General features: G+C 74.4%; 28 protein-coding genes and 1 riboswitch. Of the genes, 18 read left to right on the top strand and 10 right to left on the bottom strand.

Going from position 1 to position 26299, the window contains the following annotated elements:
• Positions 1–6 precede the first annotated feature (6 nt).
• From IE180_RS22135 to IE180_RS22150, 4 genes are all read right to left on the bottom strand, one after another.
• Positions 7–309: an urease subunit gamma gene (locus IE180_RS22135; RefSeq protein ID WP_030686168.1), complete on the bottom strand. Its 303-nt coding sequence runs from the start codon at positions 307–309 to the stop codon at positions 7–9.
• A gap of 162 nt (positions 310–471) precedes the next feature.
• Positions 472–756: a hypothetical protein gene (locus IE180_RS22140; RefSeq protein WP_190158659.1), complete on the bottom strand. Its 285-nt coding sequence runs from the start codon at positions 754–756 to the stop codon at positions 472–474.
• Between the two features lie 8 nt (positions 757–764).
• Complete coding sequence (locus tag IE180_RS37395) at positions 765–1097, bottom strand: hypothetical protein (RefSeq protein WP_190158660.1); 333 nt, start codon at positions 1095–1097, stop codon at positions 765–767.
• A 263-nt stretch (positions 1098–1360) separates the two neighbouring features.
• Positions 1361–1639: a type II toxin-antitoxin system Phd/YefM family antitoxin gene (locus tag IE180_RS22150; protein WP_190158661.1), complete on the bottom strand. Its 279-nt coding sequence runs from the start codon at positions 1637–1639 to the stop codon at positions 1361–1363.
• A 63-nt stretch (positions 1640–1702) separates the two neighbouring features.
• Between IE180_RS22150 and IE180_RS22155 the strand changes: the two genes are divergently transcribed.
• The 3 genes from IE180_RS22155 (at position 1703) to IE180_RS22165 (ending at position 3635) form a co-directional block, all read left to right on the top strand.
• A complete protein-coding gene (locus tag IE180_RS22155) occupies positions 1703–2320 on the top strand; it encodes an ATP-dependent Clp protease proteolytic subunit (RefSeq protein WP_190158662.1) in 618 nt (205 codons plus the stop codon).
• A gap of 7 nt (positions 2321–2327) precedes the next feature.
• A complete protein-coding gene (locus IE180_RS22160; protein ID WP_190158663.1) occupies positions 2328–2633 on the top strand; it encodes a hypothetical protein in 306 nt (101 codons plus the stop codon).
• Between the two features lie 400 nt (positions 2634–3033).
• Positions 3034–3155: riboswitch (cyclic di-AMP (ydaO/yuaA leader) on the top strand.
• 3 nt (positions 3156–3158) lie between these two features.
• The gene (locus IE180_RS22165; RefSeq protein WP_190158664.1) at positions 3159–3635 is read left to right on the top strand and encodes a C40 family peptidase; all 477 of its coding nucleotides are present in this window, start codon (positions 3159–3161) and stop codon (positions 3633–3635) included.
• Positions 3636–3778: 143 nt separating this feature from the next.
• Here IE180_RS22165 and IE180_RS22170 read toward each other — a convergent pair whose 3' ends face one another.
• A complete protein-coding gene (locus IE180_RS22170; RefSeq protein WP_190158665.1) occupies positions 3779–4216 on the bottom strand; it encodes an ATP-binding protein in 438 nt (145 codons plus the stop codon).
• 170 nt (positions 4217–4386) lie between these two features.
• Positions 4387–5589 carry an 8-amino-7-oxononanoate synthase gene (locus tag IE180_RS22175; protein WP_190158666.1) on the bottom strand — a complete coding sequence of 401 codons (1203 nt, stop codon included), beginning with the start codon at positions 5587–5589 and terminating at the stop codon, positions 4387–4389.
• Between the two features lie 143 nt (positions 5590–5732).
• On the opposite strand from IE180_RS22175, the gene bioB reads away from it, so the two are divergent.
• The 8 genes from bioB to IE180_RS22215 all read left to right on the top strand — a co-directional run bounded on the left by bioB (position 5733) and on the right by IE180_RS22215 (position 13205).
• On the top strand, positions 5733–6974 hold the full coding sequence (gene bioB / locus IE180_RS22180) for a biotin synthase BioB (protein ID WP_190158667.1): 1242 nt from the start codon (positions 5733–5735) through the stop codon (positions 6972–6974).
• On the top strand, positions 6967–8247 hold the full coding sequence (locus IE180_RS22185) for an adenosylmethionine--8-amino-7-oxononanoate transaminase (protein ID WP_190158668.1): 1281 nt from the start codon (positions 6967–6969) through the stop codon (positions 8245–8247). Before bioB ends, IE180_RS22185 begins: the two co-directional genes overlap by 8 nt.
• 137 nt (positions 8248–8384) lie before the next feature.
• The gene (bioD, locus tag IE180_RS22190; RefSeq protein ID WP_190158669.1) at positions 8385–9116 is read left to right on the top strand and encodes a dethiobiotin synthase; all 732 of its coding nucleotides are present in this window, start codon (positions 8385–8387) and stop codon (positions 9114–9116) included.
• Positions 9117–9120: 4 nt separating this feature from the next.
• Positions 9121–9465, top strand: a complete 345-nt coding sequence (locus IE180_RS22195) for a VOC family protein (RefSeq protein WP_190158670.1) — start codon at positions 9121–9123, stop codon at positions 9463–9465.
• Positions 9466–9476: 11 nt separating this feature from the next.
• Positions 9477–10148, top strand: a complete 672-nt coding sequence (locus IE180_RS22200) for a class I SAM-dependent methyltransferase (protein ID WP_190158671.1) — start codon at positions 9477–9479, stop codon at positions 10146–10148.
• 66 nt (positions 10149–10214) lie between these two features.
• Positions 10215–10652 (top strand): GNAT family N-acetyltransferase, encoded by a 438-nt coding sequence (locus IE180_RS22205; RefSeq protein WP_190158672.1) that lies wholly within the window; start codon positions 10215–10217, stop codon positions 10650–10652.
• A 187-nt stretch (positions 10653–10839) separates the two neighbouring features.
• The gene (locus IE180_RS22210) at positions 10840–12189 is read left to right on the top strand and encodes a hemolysin family protein (RefSeq protein ID WP_190158673.1); all 1350 of its coding nucleotides are present in this window, start codon (positions 10840–10842) and stop codon (positions 12187–12189) included.
• Positions 12186–13205, top strand: coding sequence for a hemolysin family protein (locus tag IE180_RS22215; RefSeq protein ID WP_190158674.1), 1020 nt, complete (start codon positions 12186–12188; stop codon positions 13203–13205). Before IE180_RS22210 ends, IE180_RS22215 begins: the two co-directional genes overlap by 4 nt.
• 57 nt (positions 13206–13262) lie before the next feature.
• Here IE180_RS22215 and IE180_RS37230 read toward each other — a convergent pair whose 3' ends face one another.
• Positions 13263–14438: a maleylpyruvate isomerase N-terminal domain-containing protein gene (locus IE180_RS37230; RefSeq protein WP_190158675.1), complete on the bottom strand. Its 1176-nt coding sequence runs from the start codon at positions 14436–14438 to the stop codon at positions 13263–13265.
• A 64-nt stretch (positions 14439–14502) separates the two neighbouring features.
• Here IE180_RS37230 and IE180_RS22225 point away from each other — a divergent pair, with 64 nt between their 5' ends.
• The 4 genes from IE180_RS22225 to IE180_RS22240 all read left to right on the top strand — a co-directional run bounded on the left by IE180_RS22225 (position 14503) and on the right by IE180_RS22240 (position 18835).
• On the top strand, positions 14503–15285 hold the full coding sequence (locus IE180_RS22225; protein ID WP_190158676.1) for an SGNH/GDSL hydrolase family protein: 783 nt from the start codon (positions 14503–14505) through the stop codon (positions 15283–15285).
• A 98-nt stretch (positions 15286–15383) separates the two neighbouring features.
• Entirely contained in the window at positions 15384–16826 is a 1443-nt protein-coding gene (gene purB / locus IE180_RS22230; protein WP_190158677.1) for an adenylosuccinate lyase, read from the top strand.
• Between the two features lie 62 nt (positions 16827–16888).
• Positions 16889–17383, top strand: coding sequence for a G/U mismatch-specific DNA glycosylase (gene mug / locus IE180_RS22235; protein ID WP_190158678.1), 495 nt, complete (start codon positions 16889–16891; stop codon positions 17381–17383).
• 240 nt (positions 17384–17623) lie between these two features.
• Positions 17624–18835 (top strand): ROK family transcriptional regulator, encoded by a 1212-nt coding sequence (locus IE180_RS22240; protein ID WP_190158679.1) that lies wholly within the window; start codon positions 17624–17626, stop codon positions 18833–18835.
• Here the strand turns inward: IE180_RS22240 and IE180_RS22245 are convergent.
• Together IE180_RS22245 and IE180_RS22250 are read right to left on the bottom strand one after the other, a co-directional pair.
• Entirely contained in the window at positions 18822–19562 is a 741-nt protein-coding gene (locus IE180_RS22245) for a GntR family transcriptional regulator (protein ID WP_190158680.1), read from the bottom strand. The genes IE180_RS22240 and IE180_RS22245 overlap by 14 nt on opposite strands.
• A gap of 259 nt (positions 19563–19821) precedes the next feature.
• Positions 19822–20739, bottom strand: coding sequence for an RNA polymerase sigma-70 factor (locus IE180_RS22250; RefSeq protein WP_268255483.1), 918 nt, complete (start codon positions 20737–20739; stop codon positions 19822–19824).
• Between the two features lie 169 nt (positions 20740–20908).
• On the opposite strand from IE180_RS22250, the gene IE180_RS22255 reads away from it, so the two are divergent.
• Positions 20909–21739, top strand: coding sequence for an alpha/beta fold hydrolase (locus IE180_RS22255; RefSeq protein ID WP_190158681.1), 831 nt, complete (start codon positions 20909–20911; stop codon positions 21737–21739).
• 938 nt (positions 21740–22677) lie between these two features.
• Here IE180_RS22255 and IE180_RS22265 read toward each other — a convergent pair.
• Positions 22678–23652: a helix-turn-helix domain-containing protein gene (locus IE180_RS22265; RefSeq protein WP_190158682.1), complete on the bottom strand. Its 975-nt coding sequence runs from the start codon at positions 23650–23652 to the stop codon at positions 22678–22680.
• A 108-nt stretch (positions 23653–23760) separates the two neighbouring features.
• On the opposite strand from IE180_RS22265, the gene IE180_RS22270 reads away from it, so the two are divergent.
• Both IE180_RS22270 and pdxR read left to right on the top strand, forming a co-directional pair.
• Positions 23761–24792, top strand: a complete 1032-nt coding sequence (locus IE180_RS22270) for a saccharopine dehydrogenase family protein (RefSeq protein WP_190158683.1) — start codon at positions 23761–23763, stop codon at positions 24790–24792.
• 85 nt (positions 24793–24877) lie between these two features.
• Positions 24878–26287 carry a MocR-like pyridoxine biosynthesis transcription factor PdxR gene (gene pdxR / locus IE180_RS22275; RefSeq protein WP_190158684.1) on the top strand — a complete coding sequence of 470 codons (1410 nt, stop codon included), beginning with the start codon at positions 24878–24880 and terminating at the stop codon, positions 26285–26287.
• Positions 26288–26299 lie beyond the last annotated feature (12 nt).

The following is a 26299-nucleotide window of genomic DNA, read 5'->3' on the forward strand; positions in this document are numbered from 1 at the left end:
CGCCCCTCAGACGATGGGGTCGTGGACGGTGACGAGCTTGGTGCCGTCCGGGAAGGTGGCCTCGACCTGGACGTCGTGGATCATCTCCGGGATGCCGTCCATGACCTCGTCGCGGGTGAGCACCTTGCGCCCGGAGGCCATCAGCTCGGCGACCGTCCGGCCGTCCCGGGCGCCTTCCAGGATGTGGGAGGTGATCAGCGCGACGGCCTCGGGGTGGTTGAGCCGCACGCCGCGGGCCCGGCGCTTCTCGGCCACATCGGCGGCCACATGGATGAGCAGGCGCTCCTGCTCGTGCGGGCTCAGTTGCACTCTTCCACCTCACAGTCGTCGACCGGATCCGATCCGGACAGCTGCGGACCCTACCGACCGTCAACACTCTGTTGAACTGCGGAGATGCGGTACGCGGCCAGACATTGCACGTTAGGGCGGAAGTTTTTCCGGCTCGTTAACCACGGCTTTGCATTTTTATGATCATCGAGCCGCTTCGGCGCTTCCGGGCACGGACATCGACATCAGGCCACGCAACCCGTCCTCCAGGACCTCGGCGGTCACGTCGTCGAAGAGCGCCCGCTGGGCGATGAAGCCCCGGGCGGTGGCGATGAGGGTGCGGGCCACGCGGTCGGCGGGGACGCCGGCGCGCAGCAGGCCGCCGTCGCGGTGGGTGGCCACCGGCCCCGTCCAGGCGGCCCGCATCCCGCGGTACCCCTCGGCGAGGGCCGAGGCCGGCTCCCCGTTGCGCAGGGTCCCGGTCCACACCTGGACGATCAGCCGCGCGGACCCCGGCGGGGGCACCGGTCCGGGTCACGGACGTGGTCGCCGCGCCGTCGGGCGACCCGCGGCGCCGTGCCCGGCGCGAGCCCGCTGGCCCTCGCCCCGGCCGGGGCGGCCACGGGCGCCGCCACCGTCCTGCTCGGGCTGCGCGGGGCCGGGGCGGTCGCGACCCCGGTGGGCGCCGCGGCGATCGCCGGACTCGTGGGCGCGACGCTCGCCGGCAGCCGGCTCGGCGCGCCGACCGGCGACTGGTGGGCCGGGGTCCTCGGTCCGACCGTCCTGGCCGACGGCTCGGCCTTCGCGGCGCTCGCCACCCTGCTCGGCAAGCCCGGCTCCGGGCTCGGGGCCGCCCTGACGGCCCTTCTCGGCAACGCCTTCTCGGGGATGTCGAGCGCCGGAGCTGCTGCCACTGGAGTGGGTGCGCTCGGCCGGTGGGTGCCGCCGGGCGCCGGCGGCTCGGCCCTCCGGTCGGTGTCCGCCTTCGACGGCGCGGCGGCGGGCCGCCCGCTGCTCGTCCTCTCCCTCCGGGCCGTGGCGGGGCCGGCCGCTTCCGCCGGGCGGCGCCCGCCGTCGCCCCGCGCGTCCTCGGTCAGGAGACGCCGGGCTCGCGGTGATGGGCGGCGATGCCGAAGCGGCGCTGTTCGCCAGGAGCGGAGTCGACCGGGTGCAGCCCGGAGAGCGAACTGACCACCTGTTCGTCGGCGGGCTTCTCCGCCGCCTCGAGTTCCTCCAGGTCAGCGGCGGAGACCAGGGCGACGAGCGGCTTCCCGTGGCGGGTGACGACGACGCGCTCCCCTCCGTAGACGACGCGGTTGATGAGGTCGGCCAGTTCGGCCCGCGCTTGCGTCACCGGGATCTCGTAGGTCATGCTCCCCATCTTACGGCCTGTACGTCCTGTACATTTTTTACAGACAGCTGGAGGTGCTCAGCCATGGACGCGCGTCACGTCCTGCCCGAGTTCACGGAGCGGACGAGCTTCGGAACCCGGACCCTCGACCCGTACTCGAAGCTCCTCGGATCCCGGATCGTCTTCCTCGGCACACCGATCGACGAGACCTCGGCCAACGACGTCATCGCCCAGTTCCTGTACCTCGACCACGCGGCCCCGGGGCAGGACATCGCGCTCTACATCAACTCCCCCGGCGGCTCGATCGGCTCCATGACCGCCATCCACGACACGATGCGGACGCTCTCCTGCGACGTGGAGACCACCTGCCTGGGCCAGGCCGCGTCCACCGCCGCCGTCCTGCTCGCCGCCGGAACCCCCGGCAAGCGGCACGTCCTCCCCGGCGCCCGGATCACCCTCCGGCAGCCGGCCATGGACGAACCCCTGCGGGGACAGCCGAGCGATCTCGACATCCACGCGCGCGAGCTGCTCCGGCTGCGCGCCCTGACGGCCGGGATGCTCACCGAGTACACCGGGCAGGGCCGGGAGCGGATCGACGCCGACCTCGACCGCCTCACCGTCCTGGACGCGTCCGCGGCCGTCGCGTACGGACTGGTGGACCACGTGATCACGAACCGGCGCGACGCCGGCGCGACGCGGTGAGCCGGCCGTGCTGCCCGAGCTGCCACCGCTGCCCGCGCTGACGCGGGCCGAGGGCGAGTTGATCGACGCGTACCTCGAAGTCGTCGACCTCCTGGGGAAGATCAACCCTTCCAGGGGTACGCACACCTATGGGGCGTTGCGGGCGGCGCAAGCACTGGTGGGACGCGCGGAGGCGTTGCGCGAGGCCCTGACGGTCATGCACGCGCGGGGCGAGAACGAGGTGCACGCGGACACCCTCGCGCGCGCCCTGCGGGTGTTGGACGGCGAACGCCGTGCCGACCGCGTCACCGTCCCGCGCGCACGGGCGAGTTGACATTCCGGCATGTCGTGTCGAGGTCCGTACGGCCGACAGGGGGCGCAGGATCGCTCGCTCGTTCGGCGTAGTCGACGAGTCGACATATGTGCGGGGCGAGTTGCGCAACAGGTGTACACATCTGGCGGAATGGGGCGTTCCACCGCTGGTGCGGGGCTCGTGGGCCAAACCTCCAAGGATCACGAAAGCACCCTGTCCACCTGAATGGATCAGTCGTGAGGAGCCTCACATATGGCCGTTTCAGCTCGGATTTCGCCCCGGTTGTAGGTCAAGATCCCTGTCGACGACAAGCCCCCGCCATCCGCGGCGGGGCGGTCCGGGCGGACGCCGAGTCCTGCCGCCGTCCCGGACGACTGGTCGACAGAAGTGGATCGGCAGGAGTGGAGGACCCGAGCAGTACGGGACGTGCGCGCTGTTTCCGCAGCGGGACCGTCCCTTGGGGTGAAGCCGCAGCCGCGGCCGGGCATCTTCGCCAGCCCGAACCCGACAGGTCATCCTTCGCAGGCGGCTGACGAAGGGTTGCGCATGACTGCGCAGATGCACGTCCCGTCCCTGCTGTCCCGGGCCGGAGCCGTCTCGGCTCTCACCCTCGCCGCCGTCGGCGGCACGATGCTCGCACCGGGTGCGGCACCCGAGGCCCAGGCGGCGACCACCTACGCGAACAAGGCACTGAGCGTCGCCGCGTCCAAGAAGGGAGCCCCCTACCGGTACGGAAGCGCCGGACCCACCCGGTTCGACTGCTCCGGCCTGACGCTCTACGCGTACAAGAAGGCGGGCAAGTCGCTGCCCCGCACCGCGCAGCAGCAGTACAACAGCACCCGGCACGTCTCCGCGTCCAGCAGGCAGCGGGGGGACCTGGTCTTCTTCCACTCCGGCGGGAGGGTCTACCACGTGGGCATCTACGCCGGCAGCGGCAAGATCTGGCACTCGCCCAAGACGGGGTCCTGGGTGAAGCTCGACAGGATCTGGTCGTCGAAGGTCTACTACGGCCGCGTCCGATGACGTCCGCCGGGCACTGACCCGGTCTCGGGCCTCGGGGGCCCGTGACCCCGCCCAGGGGTGCGGTGGCGCCGCCGCACCCCTCGCCGGGGACGAAGGCCCCAGGACCTGTCCCCGGGGCGGCCCGTGGCCGTACGAGGACGGCCTCAGACGTACGAGGCGGCCGTCCGGACCCACGGGAGCGTGATCCAGACCGTCTTGCCGCCCTCCTCGGTCGGAGTGACCGAGAGCCGGCCGCCCGCCTCCGCGGCCAGGGAGCGGATGATGACCATGCCCCGGCCGTTGTCCTGCTGGACCGCCGCCGGAAGACGGCGCGGCCAGCGCGGGTGGCTGTCGGTGACGCCGATGTGGAGGTGTTCCTCGCGCTCCAGGCGGACGTCGACCGTGAAGGTGGGCGACTGCCCGAAGGTGTGCAGGACGGCGTTGGTGGCCAGTTCCGAGACCATCAGGCGGATCGCGTCCGCCAGGTCCTCGGCGCCGTCGAGACCCCATCCGTCGAGGACCTTCGCGACGTACCGCCGGGCGGTGGGGACCGACGCGGGATCGCTCGGCAGCGTGACGGATGCTTCCTGGTGGTCTGCCATGGCGACGCTGTCCCTTTCCCGCCGGGGCTTCGGCCCCGGATCGCGCTACGCGTCAGGGTCCCACCGATCGTGCCGCCCCTGCAGGCGTTCCGCCAAGATATGTCCCCGTCTGTCGCCCGAAGCGGTGAACTCTGCTGCCGGAGAACGTCCTTGGACCTCCCGACGGGTCGTCAGACCGACGGTGCGGTCCGCAGGATCGTCTCCACCGCGCGCCCGATCTCCGCGTCCGTCAGATCGGCCCTGGCCGTGAGGCGCAGCCGCGAGATGCCGTCGGGGACGGACGGGGGCCGGAAACAGCCCACGGCGAGGCCCTGTTCGCGGCAGTCCGCCGCCCAGCGCAGCGCCGCCTCCGGGGAGGGCGCGTGGACCGAGACGACGGCCGCGTCGGGCCGGGCGGAGGTCAGCCCGGCCTCCGTGAGCAGCCGGTGCAGCGCCCCGGCGACGGTCCGGGCCCGCTCGGCGAGGCCCGGTTCGGCCGCGATCAGGCGCAGGCTCGCGAGCGCCCCGCCCGCGGCGGCCGGGGCGAGCCCGGTGTCGAAGATGAAGGTGCGGGCCGCGTTCACCAGGTGCTCGATCACCCGTGCCGGGCCGAGGACGGCGCCGCCCTGGCTGCCGAGGGACTTGGAGAGGGTGAGGGTGGCGACGACGTCCTCGTCGCCCGCGAGCCCGGCCTCGTGCAGGGCGCCCCGGCCGCCGTCACCGAGGACGCCGAAGCCGTGGGCGTCGTCGACGACCAGTCCGGCGCCGTGCGCGCGGCAGGCCTCGGCGAGCCCGGGGAGCGGGGCCTTGTCGCCGTCGACGGAGAAGACGGAGTCGCTGACGACCAGGGCCCGGCGCCCCGGATGCGCGTCCAGGGTCTTGGCGACGGCCTCGGCGTCGGTGTGCGGGACGACGGCGGTCTCGGCGCGCGCGAGGCGGCAGCCGTCCACGATCGAGGCGTGGTTGGAGGCGTCGGAGACGATCAGGGAGTCCCGGCCGCCGAGCGCGGTGAGCGCGGCGAGGTTCGCGGTGTAGCCCGAGGAGAAGACGAGGGCCGCCTCGAAGCCGCAGAACTCGGCGAGCTCGCGCTCCAGACGGGTGTGCAGCCGGGTGGTGCCGGTGACGAGCCGCGAGCCGGTGGAGCCGGCGCCCCAGCGCCTGGCCGCCTCGGCCGCCGCCCCGGTGACCTCGGCGCGGCGGGTGAGCCCGAGGTAGTCGTTGCCCGCCAGGTCCAGGAGGTCCGACTCGGCCGCCCGGGGCCGCAGCGTCCGGCCGAGGCCGGCCTCGGCCCGGCGGCGCGCCTCGGCGTCGGTCCAGTCGAAGGCGGTGCGGCGCGGGCCCGCGACCCGCGCGTCGTCGGCGCCCTCGGCGCGTGCGTCCTCGTCCCGTGACATGCGGCGATCCTTTTGTAGGCAGCGCACAGACCCTAACCGCAGGGCGCCGGGGTCGGGATGTGGTCATCCACACACCTCGATCGGAGGCGTTTGTTCGGTTCCTCCTTGGCCCGGGGGCGGGCGGTAGGCAAGGATCTGCGGTTATGGACCTGCTGAACACGCTGGTGGAGAAGGGGCTGCGGCGCGAGCTGCCGACCCGTGAAGAAGCGCTCGCCGTGCTGGCGACCTCCGACGACGAACTGCTCGAGGTGGTGGCGGCGGCCGGCAAGGTGCGCCGTCAGTGGTTCGGGCGCCGGGTGAAGCTGAACTACCTGGTCAACCTGAAGTCCGGCCTCTGTCCCGAGGACTGCTCGTACTGCTCGCAGCGGCTCGGCTCGAAGGCGGAGATCCTCAAGTACACCTGGCTGAAGCCGGACGAGGCCTCGCAGGCCGCGGCGGCGGGTGTCGCGGGCGGCGCCAAGCGGGTCTGCCTGGTGGCGAGCGGCCGCGGTCCGACGGACCGGGACGTGGAGCGCGTCGGGAAGACGATCGAGGCGATCAAGGAGCAGAACGAGGGCGTCGAGGTGTGCGCCTGCCTCGGTCTGCTCTCGGACGGCCAGGCGGAGCGGCTGCGGGAGGCCGGCGCCGACGCGTACAACCACAACCTGAACACGTCCGAGGCGACGTACGGGGACATCACCAAGACCCACACCTACGCGGACCGCGTGGACACCGTGCAGAAGGCGCACGCCGCCGGTCTGTCGGCCTGCTCGGGTCTGATCGCGGGCATGGGCGAGAGCGACGAGGACCTGGTCGACGTCGTCTACGCGCTGCGCGAGCTGGACTCGGACTCGGTGCCGGTCAACTTCCTGATCCCGTTCGAGGGCACCCCGCTCGCCAAGGAGTGGAACCTCACCCCGCAGCGCTGCCTGCGGATCCTCGCGATGGTCCGGTTCGTCTGCCCCGACGTCGAGGTGCGGATCGCCGGCGGTCGTGAGGTGCACCTGCGGTCGATGCAGCCGCTGGCGCTGCACATCGCGAACTCGATCTTCCTCGGCGACTACCTGACCAGCGAGGGCCAGGCCGGCCAGGCCGACCTGGACATGATCGCGGACGCGGGCTTCGAGGTGGAGGGCGCGGGCACGACCACCCTGCCGAAGCACCGCGCGGACGCGCTCGCGGCGGCGGGCGCCGCGGGCGGCTGCGGCTCGGAGGCCTCGGCGGGCTGCGGCTCGGAGGCCTCGGCCGGCTGTGGCTCCCCCACCGAGGAGGCCGGCGGCTGCGGCCCGTGCGGCGGCCACGCGGCGCCCTCCGCGGCTCCGGCGCGCACCTCCGACGAGGCCCGCACCGACCTGGTGGCCGTGCGTCGCCGGGGCGCCGGCACGGACCTCGCTCCGAATGCGTGACGACGAGCTCCTCGCCCTGGACCGGGCGCACGTCTGGCACCCGTACGGCCCCATGCCGGGCCGGGTGGATCCGCTGGTCGTCGCGTCCGCGTCCGGTGTGCGGCTCCGGCTCGCCGAACCCGTCGAGGGGCAGGCCGAGTTGGTCGACGGCATGTCCTCGTGGTGGTCGGCGGTCCACGGCTACAACCACCCCGTGCTCAACGAGGCGGTGCGCGGCCAGCTGGAGAAGATGAGCCACGTCATGTTCGGCGGGCTCACCCACGAGCCGGCCGTCCGGCTCGCCGCCCGGCTCGTGGAGATCACCCCGGAGCCGCTGCGGCACGTCTTCCTCAGCGACTCGGGCTCGGTCTCCGTCGAGGTCGCGGCCAAGATGTGCCTGCAGTACTGGCGTTCCCTGGGCCGCCCCGAGAAGCAGCGGCTCTTCACCTGGCGCGGCGGCTACCACGGGGACACCTGGCAGCCGATGTCCGTGTGCGACCCGCAGGGCGGGATGCACGAGCTGTGGTCGGGGGTGCTCCAGCGGCAGGTGTTCACGGACGCGCCGCCGGCCGCGTACGAGGAGTCGTACGCGGAGCTGCTGCGGACCCGGATCGCCGAGCACGCGCACGAGCTGGCCGCGGTGGTGGTGGAGCCGGTCGTGCAGGGCGCGGGCGGCATGCGCTTCCACGACCCGGCGTATCTGCGGGTGCTGCGCGAGGCCTGCGACGCGCACGACGTGCTGCTCGTCTTCGACGAGATCGCGACCGGGTTCGGACGGACGGGCACGCTGTTCGCCGCCGACCGGGCCGGGGTCTCCCCCGATGTGATGTGCGTGGGCAAGGCGTTGACCGGCGGCTATCTGTCGATGGCTGCGACGCTCTGCACCAGCCGCGTCGCCGACGGGATCTCGCGCGGTGAGGTCCCGGTCCTGGCGCACGGGCCGACCTTCATGGGGAACCCCCTCGCCGCGGCGGTCGCCCTCGCCTCCATCGACCTGCTGCTCTCCCAGGACTGGCAGGTCGAGGTCAAGCGGATCGAGGCGGGCCTGCGGGACGGGCTCGCCCCGGCGGCCGGCCTCCCGGGCGTCCGCGAGGTGCGGGTGCTCGGCGCGATCGGCGTCGTCCAGCTCGACCACGAGGTCGACATGGCGGCCGCCACGCGCGCGGCGGTCCGCGAGGGCGTGTGGCTGCGCCCGTTCCGCGACCTGATCTACACGATGCCGCCGTACGTGACGGGCGACGAGGACGTGGCCAGGATCTGCAGGGCGGTGAGGGCGGCGGCGGAGGAGGGCTGATCCTCCCCCGTCGTGGGCAGTCGTTCCGCGGGGCGGAACGGGTGGGCACGACGGAACGGCGCCCCTTGCCGGCGCCAGGGGCTCCCGCGCCCGAACCCGCACCGCCCGCGCGCCCCCACCGAACGAGAAAGGACCCCATGAGCATCATCGTCATCAGCGGCACCGGCACGGAGATCGGCAAGACCGTCGTCACCGCGGCCGTCGCCGCCGTCGCCACCGCCGCGGGAAGGTCCGTCGCCGTCCTGAAGCCCGCCCAGACCGGCATCGGCCCGGACGAGCGGGGCGACGCCGACGAGGTCGTACGCCTCTCGGGCGCGCGGGCCTCCGCCGAACTCGGCCGTTTCCCGGAGCCGCTGGCCCCGGGGACGGCCGCCCGGCGGGCCGGGCTCGTCCCGGTCGGGCCCGGGGAGGTCGCCGAGGCCGCCCGGAAGCTGGCCGAGGAGCACGACCTGGTGCTCGTGGAGGGCGCGGGCGGACTCCTCGTCCGCTTCGACGAGGAGGGCGGCACGCTCGCCGACGCGGCCGCGCTCCTCGGCGCGCCCGTCCTGGTGGTGGCGCCGGCCGGTCTGGGGACCCTCAACTCGACGACCCTGACGGCCGAGGCGCTGCGGGCGCGCGGGATCGAGCAGCTCGGCGTGGTCGTCGGCAGCTGGCCGGCCGCGCCGGACCTCGCGGCGCGCTGCAACCTCGCGGACCTGCCGGAGGCGGCGGGCGCTCCGCTGCTCGGGGCCGTGCCGGAGGGGTCGGGCGCGCTCGACCCGGCGGAGTTCCGGGCGGCCGCGGGCGGCTGGCTGGGACCGGAGCTCGGCGGCGCGTGGGACGCGGAGGCTTTCACGGAGGCGCACGCGGCACCGCTCTCCGTACGCTGACCGTATGCGCGCACACGTTCAGGAGATCGTCTTCGACTGCGCCGCCCCGGCGGCGCTGGTCCGCTTCTGGTCCGGGCTCCTCGACGGCGAGCCCGTCGACCGCAGACCGGACTGGTCGTACGTGGATCCGCCGGAGTTCGTACGGATCGCCTTCCAGCGGGTGCCGGAGGGCAAGGCCGTGAAGAACCGGGTCCACCTCGACCTGGAGGTGGCCGATCCGGCGCGGGCCGCCGGGGAGGCGGTGCCGCTCGGGGCGGTCGCGGTCGGCGGGCTCGTCACCGACGAGCAGGGCTCCTTCCAGGTCATGCGGGACCCGGAGGGCAACGAGTTCTGCTTCGTGACGGGCTGAGGGCGGCTCCGGTGTCCCCGAATCCCCCCGGCCGGCCGACGTCCCGGGCTCCCCGCGTCCACCATCCCCTCTTCGCCCGGTTCTACGCCCGGTTCAGCGAGTCCGCCGACACGCGGGGCGGGCTCGGGGCCCTGCGGACGGAGCTGCTCGCCGGGCTCTCCGGCCGGGTCGTCGAGATCGGGGCGGGGAACGGCCTGAACTTCACGCACTACCCGCCCGGGGTCACCGAGGTCGTCGCCGTCGAGCCGGAGCCGCACCTGCGCCGGCTCGCCGGGGAGGCCGCCCGCCGGGCGGCCGTCCCGGTGACGGTGCTGCCGGGCACGGCCGAGGCGCTGCCGGGTCCGGACGGCGCCTTCGACGCGGCGGTGGCCTCGCTGGTGCTGTGCACCGTACGGGACGTGCCGGGGGTCCTCGCCGAGCTGCGGCGGGTCCTGCGTCCCGGCGGCGAGCTGCGGTTCTTCGAACACGGGGTGGCGGACACGCCGGGGCTGGCGCGGGTGCAGCGGGGTCTCGACCGGACGGTCTGGCCGCTGTTCTTCGGCGGCTGCCACACCTCCCGCGCCCCGCTCGCGGCGATCGGGGCGGCCGGTTTCGACCTCGTCTCGTACCGCTCCTTCGACGTCCCGGAGCAGGGGCCGCGGCTGCCGTCCTCCCCCTGCGTGCTGGGCACGGCCCGACGTTGATGTCCGGCGGTGGTGCCCGGTGGTGATGCCTGGCGGTGTCGCCGCCCCGCGTGATGGGATCCGGCCATGATCGATCTGCAGATACGTCCTGCTGCTCCCGACGACGTCGAGGCCGTCCTGGCCTTCTGGAAGGAGTCGGCGGAGGGCACGTCCGTGTCGGACGACGCGGACGGGGTGACCCGGCTGGTGGAGCGCGACCCCGACGCCCTGATCCTCGCCCTCGCCGACGGCGTGATCGTCGGTTCCGTGATCGCCGGCTGGGACGGCTGGCGCGCCTCCCTCTACCGGCTCGCCGTGCTGCCCTCGCACCGCCGCCGCGGCGTCTCCACCGCGCTTCTGCGCGCGGCCGAGGAGAGGTTCCGGGCGCTCGGCGGACGGCGTGCGGACGCCATGGTCCTGGAGGCGAACGAGACGGGACGGGCGCTGTGGACGGCCGCCGGGTACCGCCGCGAGGAACGCTGGCGGCGCTGGGTGAAGCCGCTCGCGGCTCCGGCCGCGAAGTGACCGCCGAGGTGACCGCCGGGGCGACCGCCCCTCGGCTTTGCCGATCCTTTACCATGGTGTCCTCCCGTCCGCCGACCGAAAGGTGTGAGCGTCCGCCCATGGGCGAGCCCCCCAGTAGCACTGGTCCCGACCGCCGACATCGAGCGGTCCCTCCCTCCCTGACTGATCATGGGACGGAGGTGAACCGATGACCGAAGTGCTTCTGCTCGTGGTGGCGCTCCTGCTCGCGCTCGCGTGCGGCGCGTTCGTCGCGGCCGAGTTCTCGCTGACCACGGTCGAGCGCGGCGAGCTCGAAGCCGCCGTGGAGCGCGGCGAGCGGGGGGCGCTGGGCGCCCTCAAGGCCGTCCGCTCGCTCACCTTCCAGCTCTCCGGCGCGCAGCTGGGCATCACCGTGACCAACCTGGTCGTCGGCATGCTCTCCGAGCCCTCGATCGCCAAGCTGATCCGCGGCCCCGTCGAGGCGCTCGGCCTCTCCCCCTCGGTGGCCTCCTCGGTCGCCCTCGTCCTGGGCACCGCCCTGTCGACCGTCGTCCTGATGGTCGTCGGCGAGCTGGTCCCCAAGAACTGGGCGATCTCCTCGCCGCTCGCCGTCGCGAAGGTGGTGGGCACCCCGCAGCGCGTGTTCACGGCCGCCTTCAAGCCGTTCATCAGTCACCTCAACAACACCGCGAACCGGATCCTGCGCCGCCTCGGCCTGGAGCCGACCGAGGAGCTGGCCTCCGCGCGCTCCCCGCAGGAGCTGGTGGCGCTCGCCCGGCACTCCGCGAAGGAGGGCGCCCTGGAGGCGGACACGGCCGAGCTGTTCGTCCGCACCCTCAACCTGGCGGAACTGACCGCCGAGAACGTGATGACGCCCCGCGTGCAGGTCACCGCCCTGGAGATGCAGGCCACCGCCGAGGACGTCGCCAACGCGACCCGCGCGACCGGCCTGTCCCGCTTCCCCGTCTACCGGGGCAGCCTCGACGCGGTCGTCGGCATCGCCCACATCAAGGACGTGCTCGCCATACCGGCCGCGGAGCGGCCCCGTCGCCGGATCGGCGAGATGCTGCGCGAGCCGCTGCTCGTCCCCGAGACGCTCACCGTGGACCGGCTGCTCGACCGCCTGTCGGGCAGGCAGACGATGGCCGTCGTCATCGACGAGTACGGCGGCACGGCCGGGGTCGTCACCCTGGAGGACATCGTCGAGGAGGTCGTCGGCGAGGTGCGCGACGAACACGACCCGCACGAGACGCCGGACCTGGCCCGGGCGGGCGAGGACGCGGACGGGCGCGAGCTGTGGTCCGCCGACGGCGCCGCCCGTACGGACCAGCTGGCCGCGATCGGCCTGCGCGTGCCGGACGGCCCGTACGAGACGCTCGCGGGCGTCCTCGCGACGGAGCTGGGCCGCATCCCCGCGTCCGGCGACACCGTCGAGCTGGCCGGCTGGCGCCTCGACGTCGTCGACGCCTCGGGCCGGCGCGCCGCGCGCGTGCTGCTGCACGCCCCCGCGGAGGCCGCCTCGCACGACACCGACGAGTCCGGGGAGGCCGGCCGATGATCGCGATCCAGCTGCTGATCGGTCTGCTCACGCTGGTCGTCAACGCCTTCTTCGTCGGCGCCGAGTTCGCCCTGATCTCGGTCCGCCGCAGCCAGATCGAGCCCCTGGCCGACTCCGGGAACCGGCGGGCGCGCAGCGTCGTCTGGGGCCTGGAGCACGTCTCCGCGATGCTCGCGGCGGCGCAGCTCGGCATCACCCTGTGCACCCTGGTCCTCGGCATCGTCGCCGAGCCGGCCATCGAGCACCTGCTCGAACCGGTCTTCGACGCGATCGGCGTGCCGCACGGCCTGACCACCACGATCTCGTTCGCGATCGCGCTGGCCCTGGCGACGTACCTGCACATGCTGCTGGGCGAGATGGTGCCGAAGAACATCGCGCTCGCCGAGCCGACGCGCTCCGCGCTGCTGCTCGGGCCGCCCCTGGTGACGCTCGCGCGGGCGCTGCGGCCGGTGATCTTCGCGATCAACGCCTTCGCCAACGCGCTGCTCAAGCTGCTGCGGGTGGACACCAAGGACGAGGTCTCAGCGACCTTCTCGGACGACGAGCTGGCCCGGATGGTCACCGACGCGGGCGACGCGGGCCTCCTGGACGACCGGGCCGCGGAGCGGCTGCACGACGCCCTGGAGCTGGGCCGGCGTCCCGTGCGGGACGTCGTCATGCCGGCGGAGAAGGTGGTGTACGCGCAGGTCGGCACCACTCCGGAGGAGCTGGAGGCGCTGGCGGCGCGGACCGGGTACTCCCGCTTCCCCGTCGTCGACTCCGAGCGCCGCATCCTGGGCTATCTGCACGTCAAGGACGCCCTGGACGCCACCCCGCGCGATCTGCCGTTCCCGGTGACGGCGCTGCGGCCGATCGCCCGCGTCCGGGCGGCGACGCCGCTGGACGACGTCCTCACCGCGATGCGCCGCAGCCGGACGCACCTGGCGGCCGTGCTCGACGAGGACGACAAGCCGGCCGGCCTGGTGACGATGGAGGACGTGCTGCGCGAGCTGGTGGGGCGCCCGGCGGCTTCCTGACCCGCCCCCGCCCGAGAGGGGCCCCGGGATTCGCCTCCCGGGGCCCCTCCGGCGCGTTCAGAGCGCGGTGGCGGCGAGCCAGTCGTCGAGCAGGTCCCGGTCGCCGGTGTGGCCGAAGCGCGGGTCGTCGGCGTCGTACCGGCGGTGGAGGAGGAGCAGCAGCTCGCCGGCGTCCGCCTCGACGGAGGCGGTCGGCTCCACGCCTCCGCTCCCCCGGACCTCGCGGATCGCTCGGTTATCCGGGTTCTCCCGGCTCCAGGTGAAGCCGCCCCCGCCGAGGGCGAGGGTCCAGGCCGTGCCGGTGTCGCGGGCGCCGAGGCGCAGGACGGCACCGTCACGGCCGAGGTGGGCGAGCGGTTCGGCGATCCAGGGGATGTACGGGGCGTCGGCGAGGAAGTGGTCGAGCGTGGCGACGGCGGTGCGGGGATCGATCGGCCCCGCGGCGCCGTGGAGGGCGAGTTCGGCGTCGGCGAGGTGGACGACCGCCTCGGAGAGCAGCCGGCGCGGGTAGTACCGGGCGTGCGGGTCCGCCCCCGGAGACCAGACCGGGAGGTCGGGGGCGGCGGCGCGGAGGGTCGTGAGCACGGTGTCGGCGCCCTCGGCCAGCCAGTCGGCGCACGCGGCCGGGTCCGACGGCGGGTCGAGCGGGAGGTCCTTCGGGCGGACGCGGACGGTGGCCCGGGTGCGCACCAGGTGATCGGCCCAGCGGTGGACCGCGCCGAGGTGCCGGGTCAGGTCCGCGAGGGTCCAGCCGGGGCACGTGGGCACCGGGGCGGCGGGGTCGGCCTCCCGCACGAGGGCGGCGAAGCGCAGCACGCGCTCGGCGACGGCGTCGCAGACGGCGGCCGGATCGTCGGCCGGCGGGGCGGCGCCGGGGGCCGTGGACGGGACGCGCGAGGCGGTCGGGGCCGGCCGGGCGCCCGCGGTCGCCGACGGGCCGGCCGCGGCGGTGGCCGTCTCGCTCGGCCGGGGGCCCTCGGAGACGCCGAGCTGCCTCGGAAGGCGGAGCAGCGCCTCGCGGTGGGGCCCCTCCGGGCGCCGCAGCGCGGTCTCGCGGAACAGCCCGTCGAGGGCGCGGCGGTCGGCGGGGCCGAGTGCGCCCAGGGGGCGCCCCGTGTTCTCCAGCCACTGCACGGCCGTGTCGGGATCGAGGACCTCGTCGTCGGAGGTCTCGACCGCCGTCACCAGCTCGGCCAGGGACTCGGCCAGGGCGCTCAGCAGCGCGTCACTCATCGGATTTCCCCTCCCGGGTTCTCCTCGGCGTCCCGCGCATACCGCGCGGTATGATCGCTCCGCCATGGAGATCAATGCCACGTACAACAGTCTCGTCGCCGTCGGGGACAGCTTCACCGAGGGTATGTCGGACCTGAACCCCGACGGCTCCTACCGAGGCTGGGCGGACGTCCTCGCGGGCCGTCTCGCCGCCCGTTCCCCCGGCTTCCGCTACGCGAACCTCGCCGTGCGCGGCAAGCTCATCGGCCAGATCGTCGACGAGCAAGTCGGCCTGGCCGCAAGCATGGAGGCCGATGTGGTGACCCTGGTCGGCGGGCTCAACGACACCCTGCGCCCCAAGGTCGACATGGTCCGGGTGCGGGACCTGCTCACCGAGGCAGTGGAACGCCTCACACCCTCCTGCGGGCAGCTGGTCCTCATGCGCAGCCCCGGCCGCAACGGCCCCGTCATGGAGCGCTTCCGCCCCCGGATGGAGGAGCTGTTCGCCCACATCGACGCGCTCGCCGCCGCGCACGGCGCCCTGGTCGTCGACCTGTACGGCGCCCCGTCGCTCGGCGACCCCCGGCTGTGGGACGTGGACCGGCTGCACCTGACGGCCGACGGGCACCGGCGGGTCGCCGAGGCCGTGTGGCAGGCACTCGGCCTGGCGCCCGAGGAGGACTGGCGCACGCCGCTGCCCCCGGCCGTCCGGCCCGGCTGGGCGAGCCGCCGGATCGCTGACGCCCGCTTCGCCCGGGAGCACCTCGGCCCCTGGATCGGACGGCGTCTGACCGGCCGCTCCTCGGGGGACGGCCGCCCGCCCAAGCGCCCCGACCTGCTGCCGTACGAGCCCCGGGCCGAGGCGTAGCGGGGGCGTCCGCGCGCGCGGGTGACCTGCGTCTCGTAGCAAGCTCCACACCGGACCGTGGCGCTGGCCTGCAGAAACCACCAGTAAACTCTGTCCACGTGACTGCTGTGACTGCGAAGCCCCGCATCCCCAACGTTCTGGCCGGCCGCTACGCCTCCGCGGAGCTCGCCGTCCTCTGGTCCCCCGAGCAGAAGGTGAAGCTGGAGCGTCAGCTGTGGCTCGCCGTGCTGCGTGCGCAGAAGGACCTCGGGATCGAGGTTCCGGAGGCCGCCCTCGCCGACTACGAGCGCGTCCTCGACCAGGTCGACCTCGGTTCCATCGCCGAGCGCGAGAAGGTCACCCGGCACGACGTGAAGGCCCGGATCGAGGAGTTCAACGCCCTCGCCGGCCACGAGCACGTCCACAAGGGCATGACCTCGCGCGACCTCACCGAGAACGTCGAGCAGCTGCAGATCCGGCTCTCCCTGGAGCTGATGCGGGACCGCACGGTCGCCGTCCTCGCCCGTCTCGGCAAGCTCTCCGCCGAGTACGCGGAGCTGGTCATGGCCGGCCGCTCGCACAACGTCGCCGCCCAGGCGACCACCCTCGGCAAGCGTTTCGCGACGGCGGCGGACGAGCTGCTCGTGGCGTACGCCCGCCTGGAGGAGCTGCTCGGCCGCTACCCGCTGCGCGGCATCAAGGGCCCGGTCGGCACCGCGCAGGACATGCTGGACCTGCTCGGCGGCGACGCCGGCAAGCTGGCGGAGCTGGAGCAGCGGATCGCCGGTCACCTCGGCTTCGCACACGCCTTCACCTCGGTCGGCCAGGTCTACCCGCGCTCGCTCGACTACGACGTGGTCACCTCGCTGGTGCAGCTGGCCGCCGCCCCGTCCTCGATCGCCAAGACGATCCGCCTGATGGCGGGCCACGAGCTGGTCACCGAGGGCTTCAAGCCCGGCCAGGTCGGCTCCTCGGCGATGCCGCACAAGATGAACACCCGCTCCTGCGAGCGCGTCAACGGCCTCATGGTCATCCTGCGCGGCTACGCCTCGATGACCGGCGAGCTGGCGGGCGACCAGTGGAACGAGGGCGACGTGTCCTGCTCCGTGGTCCGCCGGGTCGCGCTGCCGGACGCGTTCTTCGCGCTCGACGGCCTCCTGGAGACCTTCCTCACCGTGCTCGACGAGTTCGGCGCCTTCCCGGCCGTCGTCGCCCGCGAGCTCGACCGCTACCTGCCCTTCCTGGCGACCACCAAGGTCCTCATGGGCGCCGTCCGCGCCGGCGTGGGCCGCGAGGTCGCCCACGAGGCCATCAAGGAGAACGCCGTCGCCTCCGCCCTCGCCATGCGCGAGCAGGGCGCCGAGCGCAACGAGCTCCTCGACAAGCTGGCCGCCGACGAGCGGATCCCGCTGGACCGGGCGCAGCTCGACGAGCTGATGGCGGACAAGCTGTCCTTCACCGGCGCCGCCGCCGACCAGGTCGCCTCCGTGGTCTCCCGCATCGAGGAGATCCTCAAGCAGCACCCGGAGGCCGCCGCCTACACCCCCGGGGCGATCCTCTGACCCGGACCCCCCGGTTCACCCAGCAGGAGCTGGAGGCCGCTCGCGACCGCGTCGTTCCCGACGTGGTCGCGAGCGGCCTCTCCGTGCTTTTCTGCGGGATCAATCCGGGGCTGATGACGGCGGCGACGGGCCACCACTTCGCCCGCCCGGGCAACCGCTTCTGGCCGGTGCTGCACCTGTCCGGCTTCACGCCGAGACGGCTGCGGCCCGACGAGCAGGAAGAGCTCCTGACGTACGGGCTCGGGATCACGAACGTGGTGGCGCGGGCGACCGCGCGGGCCGACGAGCTGAGCCCCGAGGAGTACCGCGAGGGCGGGCGGCTGCTCGTGGAGAAGGTGGAACGCCTCCGGCCGCGCTGGCTCGCGGTCGTCGGCGTCACCGCGTACCGCACCGCCTTCGGCGAGCCGAAGGCGGTGATCGGGCCGCAGGACCGCACGATCGGTTCCACCCGGATCTGGGCACTGCCCAACCCGAGCGGCCTCAACGCCCACTGGACGACGGAGACGATGGCCGAGGAGTTCGCCCGGCTGCGGGAGGCGGCGGAAGGCTCCCCCTGAGGGGTGTCGGCGGGGCCGGACCGCTCCGGTCGTGCGGGGAAGGGGCCGGCGGGGAGCGGGACGACCGTCGCCAGGTGCCGTGCCGCGGTCGGGGGACGGCGAAGCCGTCGTCACCGGCAGTCGGCGTTCCGTCAGGTGCGGGGCGCCGTGCGCCCGGTTCCGCCGCGGGGCGGCACTCGCCGCGGCCGTACCCATTGAGTACCATCCGCCGAAGAGGCGCACGAGCTGGGAGGACACACTGTGGGGCGGCTGACCGGCGGGGATCCGTCTCTGCTGCGGCGGATCAACTCCGCGGTGGTACTCCATGCGCTGCGCGGCGCCGACGCGCCCACGCTCACGGATCTGACCCGGATCACGGGCCTGTCGCGGCCCACGGTCGAGGGGGTCGTCGAGGGCCTCATGGAGGCCGGTCTCGTCGTCGAGTCGGCCCCCGAGGAGGGCGAGGCCCGGCGGCAGGGACGCCCGGCGCGGAGGTTCCGCTTCCGCGCGGAGGCCGGTCATCTGCTCGGCATCGAGATCGGCCCGCACCGCGTGGCCGCCCTGCTCTCCGGCCTGGACGGGCGCATCATCGGCGCCGGGTCCCGCGAGGTGTCGGAGACCGCGTCCGAGGACGAGCGTCTGGACCGGGTGCGCACGGTCGTGGCCGACGTGCTGCGCAGGGCCGGGGTCGCCCGGTCCAACCTGCGGGCCGTCGGCGTCGGCACGCCCGGCATCGTGGAGGCCGACGGCACCGTACGCCTCGGCACGGCGCTGCCCGGCTGGACGGGCCTCGCGCTCGGCGAGCGGCTGCGGCGCTCCTTCCGCTGCCCGGTGATCGTGGAGAACGACGCCAACGCGGCGGCCGTCGCCGAGCACTGGAAGGGTGCCGCGACCGACTCCGACGACATCGTCTTCGTCCTCGCCGGCCTCAGCCCCGGCGCCGGTTCGCTGATCGGCGGCCGGCTGCACCGGGGCTTCGGCGGGGCGGCCGGGGAGATCGGAGCCCTGCACCTGCTCGGCCGGGACGTGACGCCGGAGCACCTCCTGTCGACCACGGACGAGCCGCTGCACCCGCTGGACGAGCAGGCGGTCGCCGAGGTCTTCGCGCTGGCGCGCGGGGGCGACGCGCGCGCGGAGGCCGCGGTGGACCGCTTCATCCAGCGGCTCGTGCACGACGTGGCGGCCCTGGTCCTCGCCATCGACCCCGAGCTGGTGGTCGTCGGCGGCTGGGCGGCCGGCCTCGACGGGGTGCTCCAGCCGCTCCGCGAGGAACTGGCGCGGTTCTGCCTGCGGCCGCCCCGGGTGGTGCTGTCCCTGCTCGGCGAGGCCGCCGTGGGCACGGGCGCCCTGCGGCTCGCCCTGGACCACGTCGAGGAGCAGCTCTTCGCCGTCGAGGGCACGGTGACGGCCCGCCGCCAGGAGTCTTCCCGCGACGGGCCGTGTCCGAAGCCGTGGGGTCCTACGAGGCCATGACCAGGTCGGCCGAGTCGCCGAAGGTGAGGCGGCAGGTGTCGGCGCGGTAGGTGGCCACCGAGACGGCGGCCGGACGCCCGGCGGAGAGGTAACGGGTCGTCACGACGAGGACGGGCGCGCCCGGCAGCCGGTCGAGCTCCTTGGCGTCGTCGGCGCGGGCGGAGCCCAGTTCCACGGCGCGGTCCTGGCCGTCGAGGGTGAGGTGCTGGAGTTCGCGGAGCACGGCGCGGGCGCGGGCGGGGCCCGCGGGGGCATCGATGGCGCTGAGGCCCGGGACGGAGCCGGCCGGCACGTAGAGCAACTCGGCCGCGACCGGCTGGCCCTGGCTGATGCGGAGGCGGCGGACGATGTGCACCTGCTCGTCGGCGGCGGTCTCCAGGACGCGCGCGACGGCGGCCGGGGCCACGTCGGCGACGGAGTCCTGGGGCTGCCAGACGTCGTCGCCGACGCCGGGCCAGGCGTGCTGGGCGGTGGAGACGTCCACGCCGACGCGCGGCGGGGCGACGGTGGTGCCGACGCCCCGGCGGCGCTGCAGGCGTCCCTCCAGCTCCAGCTGCTCCAGGGCCTGGCGGAGCGTGGCACGGGCGACGCCGAAGCGGGCCGCGAGTTCGCGCTCGTTGGGCAGGATCTCCCCGACCTCGAAGTCCGAGTCGAGCGCTTCGCCGATCACTGTCTTGAGGTGCTGGTACTTCGGCTCCGGTACCGATGTCAGCTGCGTGGTCCCCACCCTGATCCTCCGCAATTCGCCGTGTCCCGCGGCGTTTTTCCGCGCCCTTGTTTATTAAAGGTTCCTGCACTAACTCTGCGACCATAAGGCGAGCCACCCCCTTGGTCAAGACCAATCCTCTGTCGAACGTCCCTGAATGTGACCCTCTGACCTGGATCGTTCACGGGACGTTCGCGCCCTCGTGAACCCCGCGCAGCAAAAGACCCCGCCTCCCGGGAGGGGAGGCGGGGCGGGTTCCGGCCGGCCGGCGCGATCTCCGTCAGTCGTCGGCGGGGTCGGCGAGGCCCTGGAGCTTGTCGGGGTTGCGGATGATGTGGACGCGCTGGACCAGCCCGTCGCGCACCTCGATCTGGAAGGCGGTCTCGGGCTCCCCGTCGGCGAGGACGAGCACGGCCGGGGCGCCGTTGAGCTCCAGGAAGCGCGCCTCGTACCCCTCCCACGAGTCCCGGGCGACGGCGACGAGGAAGCGGCCGACCTTGTCGGCGCTCTCGATGATCCGCAGCGGCGCCTTGGACTTGCCGCCGCCGTCTCCGACGAGGCGGACGTCCGGGGCGAGGAGCGCGAGGAGTTCGCCGAGGTCGCCGCCGGCCGCGGCGGAGAGGAAGCGCTCGGTGAGGTCGCGGCGTTCGGCCGGGTCGACGTCGTAGCGCGGCCTGCCCTCGTCGACGTGGCGCCGGGCGCGCCCGGCGAGCTGGCGCACGGCCGCCTCGGAGCGGTCGAGGGCGGCGGCGATCTCCCCGTACGGGAAGCCGAAGGCCTCGCGGAGCACGAAGACGGCCCGCTCCGGCGGGGAGAGGGATTCGAGCACCACGAGGACCGCGAGCGAGACGGAGTCGGCGAGCAGGGCGCGCTCGGCGGTGTCGGGGGCGGCGGGGCCGAAGTCGGTGACGAGGGGTTCGGGGAGCCAGGGGCCGACGTAGGACTCGCGGCGCGCCTGCGCCTGGCGGAGCCGGTCGATGGCGAGCCGCGTGGTGATCCGTACGAGGAAGGCGCGGGGCTCGCGGACGGCGGCCCGGTCCGTGGCGGTCCAGCGCAGCCAGGCCTCCTGGACGACGTCCTCGGCGTCGGCCGTGCGGCCGAGCATCCGGTAGGCGACGCCGAGGAGCATCGGGCGGTGTTCCTCGAAGAGTTCGGTCAGGGCCTCGGTCGGAACGGCGGTCGGGATGTCGGTGGGCACCCGGCCATCCCAGCCCGCGCCGCCGGTCCTGTCCAGTGTCGGGATCCCGTCTTGAACTCCTGGCTACCGAGCGGTAATTCTTGCTGACGGGGCGTCCGGAAGGTGGCGCCCGCCGGTGTTCGCGAGGGAAGTTCCGCGAGGGAGCTCCACGAGGAGGCGAGGGGTCCGCATGCCCGCACGGATCGCGTTCACGATCGAGACCCCGTCGGGTCCCCGCGGGCTCTCCCTGGCGTACGAGCGGCGGGGCGCGGGCGAGCCCCTGCTGCTGCTCCACGGCATCGGGCACCACTGGCAGGCCTGGGGGCCCGTTCTCGACGTCCTCGCCGCCGAGCGCGAGGTGATCGCCGTCGACCTGCCCGGTTTCGGGGCCTCCGACGGACTGCCGGAGGGCGTCCCGTACGACCTGTCGACCGTCGTCCCCGTGCTCGGCGCCTTCTGCGGGGCCGTCGGCTTCGAGCGGCCGCACGCGGCGGGGAACTCGCTGGGCGGGCTGCTCGCCCTGGAGCTCGGCCGGAAGAGGCTGGTGCGCTCGGTCACCGCCCTCTCCCCCGCCGGTTTCTGGTCGGAGGCCGAGCGGCGGTACGCCTTCGGGACGTTGCGGGCCATGCGCGGCGCCGCCCTGTCGCTGCCCGTACCGGTGATCGAGCGGCTCTCGCGCACGGCCGCCGGGCGCACCGCGCTCACCAGCACGATCTACGCGCGGCCCGGCCGCCGGTCACCCGAGGCCGTCGTCGCCGAGACGCTCGCCCTGCGGCGGGCCACCGGCTTCCACCAGACGCTGGCGGCGGGACGGGCCGCCCTCTTCCGCGACGACGTCCCCTCGGTCCCCGTCACCGTCGCCTGGGGTGCCCGCGACCGGCTGCTGCCGCGCCGCCAGGGCGTCCGCGCCAAGCACGTCCTGCCCGCCGCGCGCCTGGTCCGGCTGCCCGGCTGCGGCCACGTGCCGATGAACGACGACCCCGCCCTGGTCGCGCGCGTGATCCTGGACGGCAGCCGCTGAGTCCGGGCGGGACGACCGGGTGAACAGGCCCGTGCCCAGGGCGGCTCCGGCGCCGACGAGCAGGCTGCCGACCGCCTGGGGGAGGCCGAAGGCGGCGCCTCCGGCCAGGGCGGCGCTCAGGGCCGCGGCGATCGGGATGGCCCCGGTGCAGAGAGTGGCCCTCTCCATGCCGACGCGCTGGACGCCCATGTAGAAGAGGACGAACCCGACGACCGTGGCCAGGCCCGCCTGCCAGGCCAGGGCCCCCGCCTCCACGGCCGTCGGCATCCGTACGAACCCGGCGCCGTCCGCCACCAGGCCGACGAGCGCCGCCTCGGCCGCGCCGATCCCGCACACGGCGGCCGTCAGCAGCTTCGGTCCGAGCACCCGCAGCACCGGGACGGCCAGCACGGTGAACCCCACCTCGCCCGCGAGCGCCGCCACCGACCAGCCGATCCCGGCCGGGTCCGTCCGGCCCCAGCCCTGCACGGTGAGGGCGCCGGCGGCGACGAGCAGCGCGCCGTACAGCACGGCGGGGGCGGGCCCGCGGCCCTCGGTGAGCGGGACCAGGACGGCGACGACGACCGGGGCGCAGCCGACGAGGACGCCGGGGACGGCGGGTTCCGCGCTCCGTTCGGCGGCCAGGACGGCGAGGTTGAAGCCGACCATGCCGACGGCCGCGAGGGCGGCGAGCCGCACCCGGTGGCGGGCGGTCAGGAGCCGCAGCGGAGCGAGTCCGCCACGGCCGAGCAGCGGGAGGAGGAGCAGACAGGCGGCGCCGTAGCGGAGGGCTTGTCCGCCCGCGTACGGGTAGGCGCCGAGCAGGCTGTTGGCGGTGAAGGAGGCGCCGACGAGGGCGTAGGCGAGGATCACCAGGAGGACCCCGCGCAGGGCGTTCGCGTTCATGCCTCCGACGCTAGGGAGCCGCGCGGCCCGGGTTGGGGTCCACTTCCGTCACGTCATCGGGGACCACTTCCGACGCGTCCGGCGGGGCCGGTGCGGGAGCGGAAGGTGCGGCGGTAGGTGTCCGGGGGCACGCCGACGGTGCGGTTGAAGTGGCGGCGGAGCGTGGCGGCGGTGCCCATGCCGGTGGCCTCCGCGATGGCGTCGACGCTGTCGTCGGTGGCTTCGAGGAGCTCCTGGGCGCGGCGGATCCGCTGGGTGAGCAGCCATTGCAGCGGGGTGGTGCCGGTCGCGGCCCGGAAGTGGCGTCCCAGGTGGCGCGAGCTCATGCGCGCCCGGCGTGCCAGGTCCTCCACGGTCAGCGGTTCGCCGAGCCGTTCGACCGCCCAGGGCAGCAGCTCGGTGAGCGGGTGGTCCTTGCGGGCGGGCACGGGCGCGGTGACGAACTGGGCCTGCCCGCCGTCCCGGTGCGGGGGCACGACCAGGCGCCGGGCGACGGTGTTGGCGATCGCCGAGCCGTGGTCGAGGCGGACGAGGTGCAGGCAGAGGTCCATCGCGGCGGCCTTGCCGGCGGAGGTGAGCACCGTGCCCTCGTCCACGTAGAGCACGTCCGGGTCGACCTCCACGCGCGGGTGGCGACCGGCCAGGGTCTCGGTGTGCGCCCAGTGCGTGGTGGCGCGCCGCCCGTCGAGGAGGCCGGCGGCGGCGAGGACGAAGGCGCCCGTGCACAGGGAGGCCACGCGCGCGCCGGCCTCGTGGGCGGCGCGTACCGCGTCGACCAGGTCGGCGGGCGGTTCCCGGTCGACGTCGGCCCAGCCGGGGACGATCACCGTGTCCGCGTACGGAAGCCGGTCGAGCCCGGCGTCGGGTTCCAGGCGGAACCGCTCGACCGCGACGGGGCCCGGCGCGCAGACGGTCACGTCGTACCAGGGGACGGCGACGGCGTCCGGAGGGGAGCCGAACACCTCGTGGGCGAGGGAGAGTTCGAAGTGCAGCATGCCGTCGGTGACGGCGAGCGCGAGCGTACCCATGTCCGTAATTGTACGGGGCATGGCGTTCCGGACACTCGCGGTCGGCCGCACCGGACGCCAGGATGTGACTAGTTGAACATTCGACAACTGGGAACGGCGGGAGAAATCATGGAATCGGTTCGGACGGTCGCGGTGTTCGGCGCCTACGGTCACACCGGGCGCTTCGTCGTGGCGGAACTGCTGGAACGGGGGTTCGTCCCGGTGCTCTCCGGCCGCGACGCCGACAGGCTGCGGACGCTCGCCGCCTCCCACGGCGGACTCGACGTCCGCCCGGCCTCGGTCGACGACCCCGCCTCGCTCGACCGCGCGCTGGCCGGCGCGGCGGCCGTCGTCAACTGCGCCGGGCCGTTCGCCGTGACCGGCGCCCCGGTGATCGAGGCCGCGCTGCGCGCCGGGATCCCGTACGTGGACGTGGCGGCCGAGATCGAGGCCAACGCCGACACCTTCGCGCGCTTCGCCGACCGGGCCCGCGCCGCCGGAACGGCCGTCGTCCCCGCCATGGCCTTCTACGGCGGACTCGGCGACCTGCTGGCCACCACGGCCATGGGCGACTGGACGACGGCCGACGAGGTGCACGTCGCGTACGGACTGAGCAGCTGGCACCCCACGGCGGGCACCCTCGCGGCGGGCAAGGTCTCGCGCGAGCGGCGCGGCGGCCGGCACCTCCGCCACACCGGAGGCCGGCTGGAGCACCACGACGAGCCGCTCCCCGTCCTGGAATGGCCCTTCCCCGCCCCCATGGGCCCCCGGCCCGTCATCGGCGGGTTCACCATGGCCGACGTCGTGACCGTCCCCAGCCACCTGGCGGTGCCCGAGGTACGCACGTACATGGCGGTCGACGCGGCCCGTGACCTGTCGGCGCCGGACGCGCCCGCACCGGTCGCGGTCGACGAGCACGGCCGGTCCGCGCAGACCTTCCTCGTGGACGTCCTCGTCCGCTCCGGGGGCGCGGAGCGCCGGGCCGTCGCCACCGGCCGGGACATCTACGCCGTCAGCGCGCCGCTCGCGGTGGAGGCGGTCCACCGGATCCTCACCGGCCGGACCCGGACGACCGGCGTCGCCTCGGCCGGCGCGATGTTCGACGCCCCCGAGTTCCTGCGCGCGCTGTCCGCGCACCTCTCCCTGGAGGTGCGGCACTGACCCCCCGGCGGTCTCGGCATCATGGGTCACGCCCGGGGCGGATCGGCGAACTCCCGGGCGGCGACGGCGAGAAGGGCCATGTGACATGAGAAGCCAGGGGCAGGCGGCCTGGGAGCTGCTTCTGCCGGCCGTCGGCGCTCCGGCGCGACGACGGGGGCGGGCACTGCAGGAGGCCCTGCGGGAGGCCGTGCGCTCGGGGCGGCTCGCGGCCGGGACGCGGCTGCCGTCGACCCGCGCGCTCGCGGCCGACCTCGGCGTCTCGCGGGGCCTCGTCACCGAGGCGTACGAACAGCTGACGGCCGAGGGGTACCTGCGGAGCGACCGGGGTGCGGGGACCTGGGTGGGCGGCGCGGCCCGGGCGGCCGTGCCCGGGGTCCGTGACCCGGCCGCCGGGGCGCCCGGGGTCCGGGTGGACTTCCGTCCGGGGACCCCCGACCTGTCGCTGTTCCCCAGGAGCGCGTGGGCGGCGGCGCAGCGGTCCGTGCTCGCGCGGCTCCCCCACCGGGCACTCGGCTACCCGGACCCGCGCGGCCTCCCCGAGCTGCGCGGGGCACTCGCCGCGCTGCTGGCGCGGCGGCGGGGAGTGGTGGCCGATCCGGAAAGGCTCGTGGTCTGTTCGGGCGTGGCGCAGGCGTCGACCCTCCTCGGCTTCGTCCTGGGCGCGCGGGGACTGCGCCGGGTCGGGATCGAGGATCCCGGCAGCCCCGAGCACGGGCGCCTGTTCGCCTCGACCGGCCTGGAGACGGTGCGGCTGCCGCTGGACGAGGAGGGGCTGCGCCCGGGGCCGCTCGCCGACTCGGGGGTACGGGCGGTCGTCGTGACGCCCTCGCACCAGTTCCCGTCCGGCATCAGCTGGTCGGCGGAGCGCCGGGCCGCGCTCCTCGACTGGGCGCGCGCCGTGGACGGATACGTCCTGGAGGACGACTACGACGGCGACTTCCGCTACGACCGCGCTCCCGTCGGCGCGCTCCAGGGACTCGACCCCGAGCGGGTCGCCTACACGGGCTCGGTCAGCAAGTCGCTGGCCCCGGGGCTGCGGCTCGGCTGGATGCTCGTCCCGGAGGCGCTGCTCGACGAGACCGTCGAACGCAAGCGGACGATGGACCTCGGCAATCCCGTGCTCGACCAGGCCGTCCTCGCGGAGTTCGTGACGCGCGGCGCGTACGACCGTCAGCTGCGCCGCTGCCAACGCGCCTACCGCGAGCGGCGGGACGCGCTGCTCGCCGCCCTCGCCGAACACCTTCCGGGGACCCGGGTGAGCGGCATCGCGGCCGGACTCCACGTCATCGCGCGCGTACCGGCCCGGTTCGGGCCCCGGGAGCGGTTCCTCGCGCGGGCGGCGGAGGCGGGGGTGGCCCTGCGGACCCTGGAGGAGTACGGCACCGCCGGGCCGGCCGACGAGGACGTACGACTCGTCATCGGGTACGCGCACCTGACTCCTTCGGCCATCGACACCGGGATCGGGCTGGTGGCGGAGGGGCGCGGGAGGGGGTGAGGCGGGCTCGGA

Source organism: Streptomyces litmocidini, assembly GCF_014649755.1.
Classification (GTDB): Bacteria; Actinomycetota; Actinomycetes; order Streptomycetales; family Streptomycetaceae; genus Streptomyces; species Streptomyces litmocidini.

What these genes read in the sequence shown, in the direction of transcription:
- IE180_RS22150 (WP_190158661.1), bottom strand. Translation starts at nt 1,639, where the DNA reads ATGACCTACGAGATCCCGGTGACGCAAGCGCGGGCCGAACTGGCCGAC.
- IE180_RS22225 (WP_190158676.1), top strand. Translation starts at nt 14,503, where the DNA reads ATGGAGATCAATGCCACGTACAACAGTCTCGTCGCCGTCGGGGACAGC.
- IE180_RS22265 (WP_190158682.1), bottom strand. Translation starts at nt 23,652, where the DNA reads ATGGGTACGCTCGCGCTCGCCGTCACCGACGGCATGCTGCACTTCGAA.
- IE180_RS22175 (WP_190158666.1), bottom strand. Translation starts at nt 5,589, where the DNA reads ATGTCACGGGACGAGGACGCACGCGCCGAGGGCGCCGACGACGCGCGG.
- IE180_RS22170 (WP_190158665.1), bottom strand. Translation starts at nt 4,216, where the DNA reads ATGGCAGACCACCAGGAAGCATCCGTCACGCTGCCGAGCGATCCCGCG.
- IE180_RS22270 (WP_190158683.1), top strand. Translation starts at nt 23,761, where the DNA reads ATGGAATCGGTTCGGACGGTCGCGGTGTTCGGCGCCTACGGTCACACC.
- IE180_RS22255 (WP_190158681.1), top strand. Translation starts at nt 20,909, where the DNA reads ATGCCCGCACGGATCGCGTTCACGATCGAGACCCCGTCGGGTCCCCGC.
- bioD (WP_190158669.1), top strand. Translation starts at nt 8,385, where the DNA reads ATGAGCATCATCGTCATCAGCGGCACCGGCACGGAGATCGGCAAGACC.
- pdxR (WP_190158684.1), top strand. Translation starts at nt 24,878, where the DNA reads ATGAGAAGCCAGGGGCAGGCGGCCTGGGAGCTGCTTCTGCCGGCCGTC.
- IE180_RS22185 (WP_190158668.1), top strand. Translation starts at nt 6,967, where the DNA reads ATGCGTGACGACGAGCTCCTCGCCCTGGACCGGGCGCACGTCTGGCAC.
- IE180_RS22165 (WP_190158664.1), top strand. Translation starts at nt 3,159, where the DNA reads ATGACTGCGCAGATGCACGTCCCGTCCCTGCTGTCCCGGGCCGGAGCC.
- IE180_RS22195 (WP_190158670.1), top strand. Translation starts at nt 9,121, where the DNA reads ATGCGCGCACACGTTCAGGAGATCGTCTTCGACTGCGCCGCCCCGGCG.
- IE180_RS22210 (WP_190158673.1), top strand. Translation starts at nt 10,840, where the DNA reads ATGACCGAAGTGCTTCTGCTCGTGGTGGCGCTCCTGCTCGCGCTCGCG.
- IE180_RS22155 (WP_190158662.1), top strand. Translation starts at nt 1,703, where the DNA reads ATGGACGCGCGTCACGTCCTGCCCGAGTTCACGGAGCGGACGAGCTTC.
- bioB (WP_190158667.1), top strand. Translation starts at nt 5,733, where the DNA reads ATGGACCTGCTGAACACGCTGGTGGAGAAGGGGCTGCGGCGCGAGCTG.
- IE180_RS22205 (WP_190158672.1), top strand. Translation starts at nt 10,215, where the DNA reads ATGATCGATCTGCAGATACGTCCTGCTGCTCCCGACGACGTCGAGGCC.
- IE180_RS37230 (WP_190158675.1), bottom strand. Translation starts at nt 14,438, where the DNA reads ATGAGTGACGCGCTGCTGAGCGCCCTGGCCGAGTCCCTGGCCGAGCTG.
- IE180_RS22215 (WP_190158674.1), top strand. Translation starts at nt 12,186, where the DNA reads ATGATCGCGATCCAGCTGCTGATCGGTCTGCTCACGCTGGTCGTCAAC.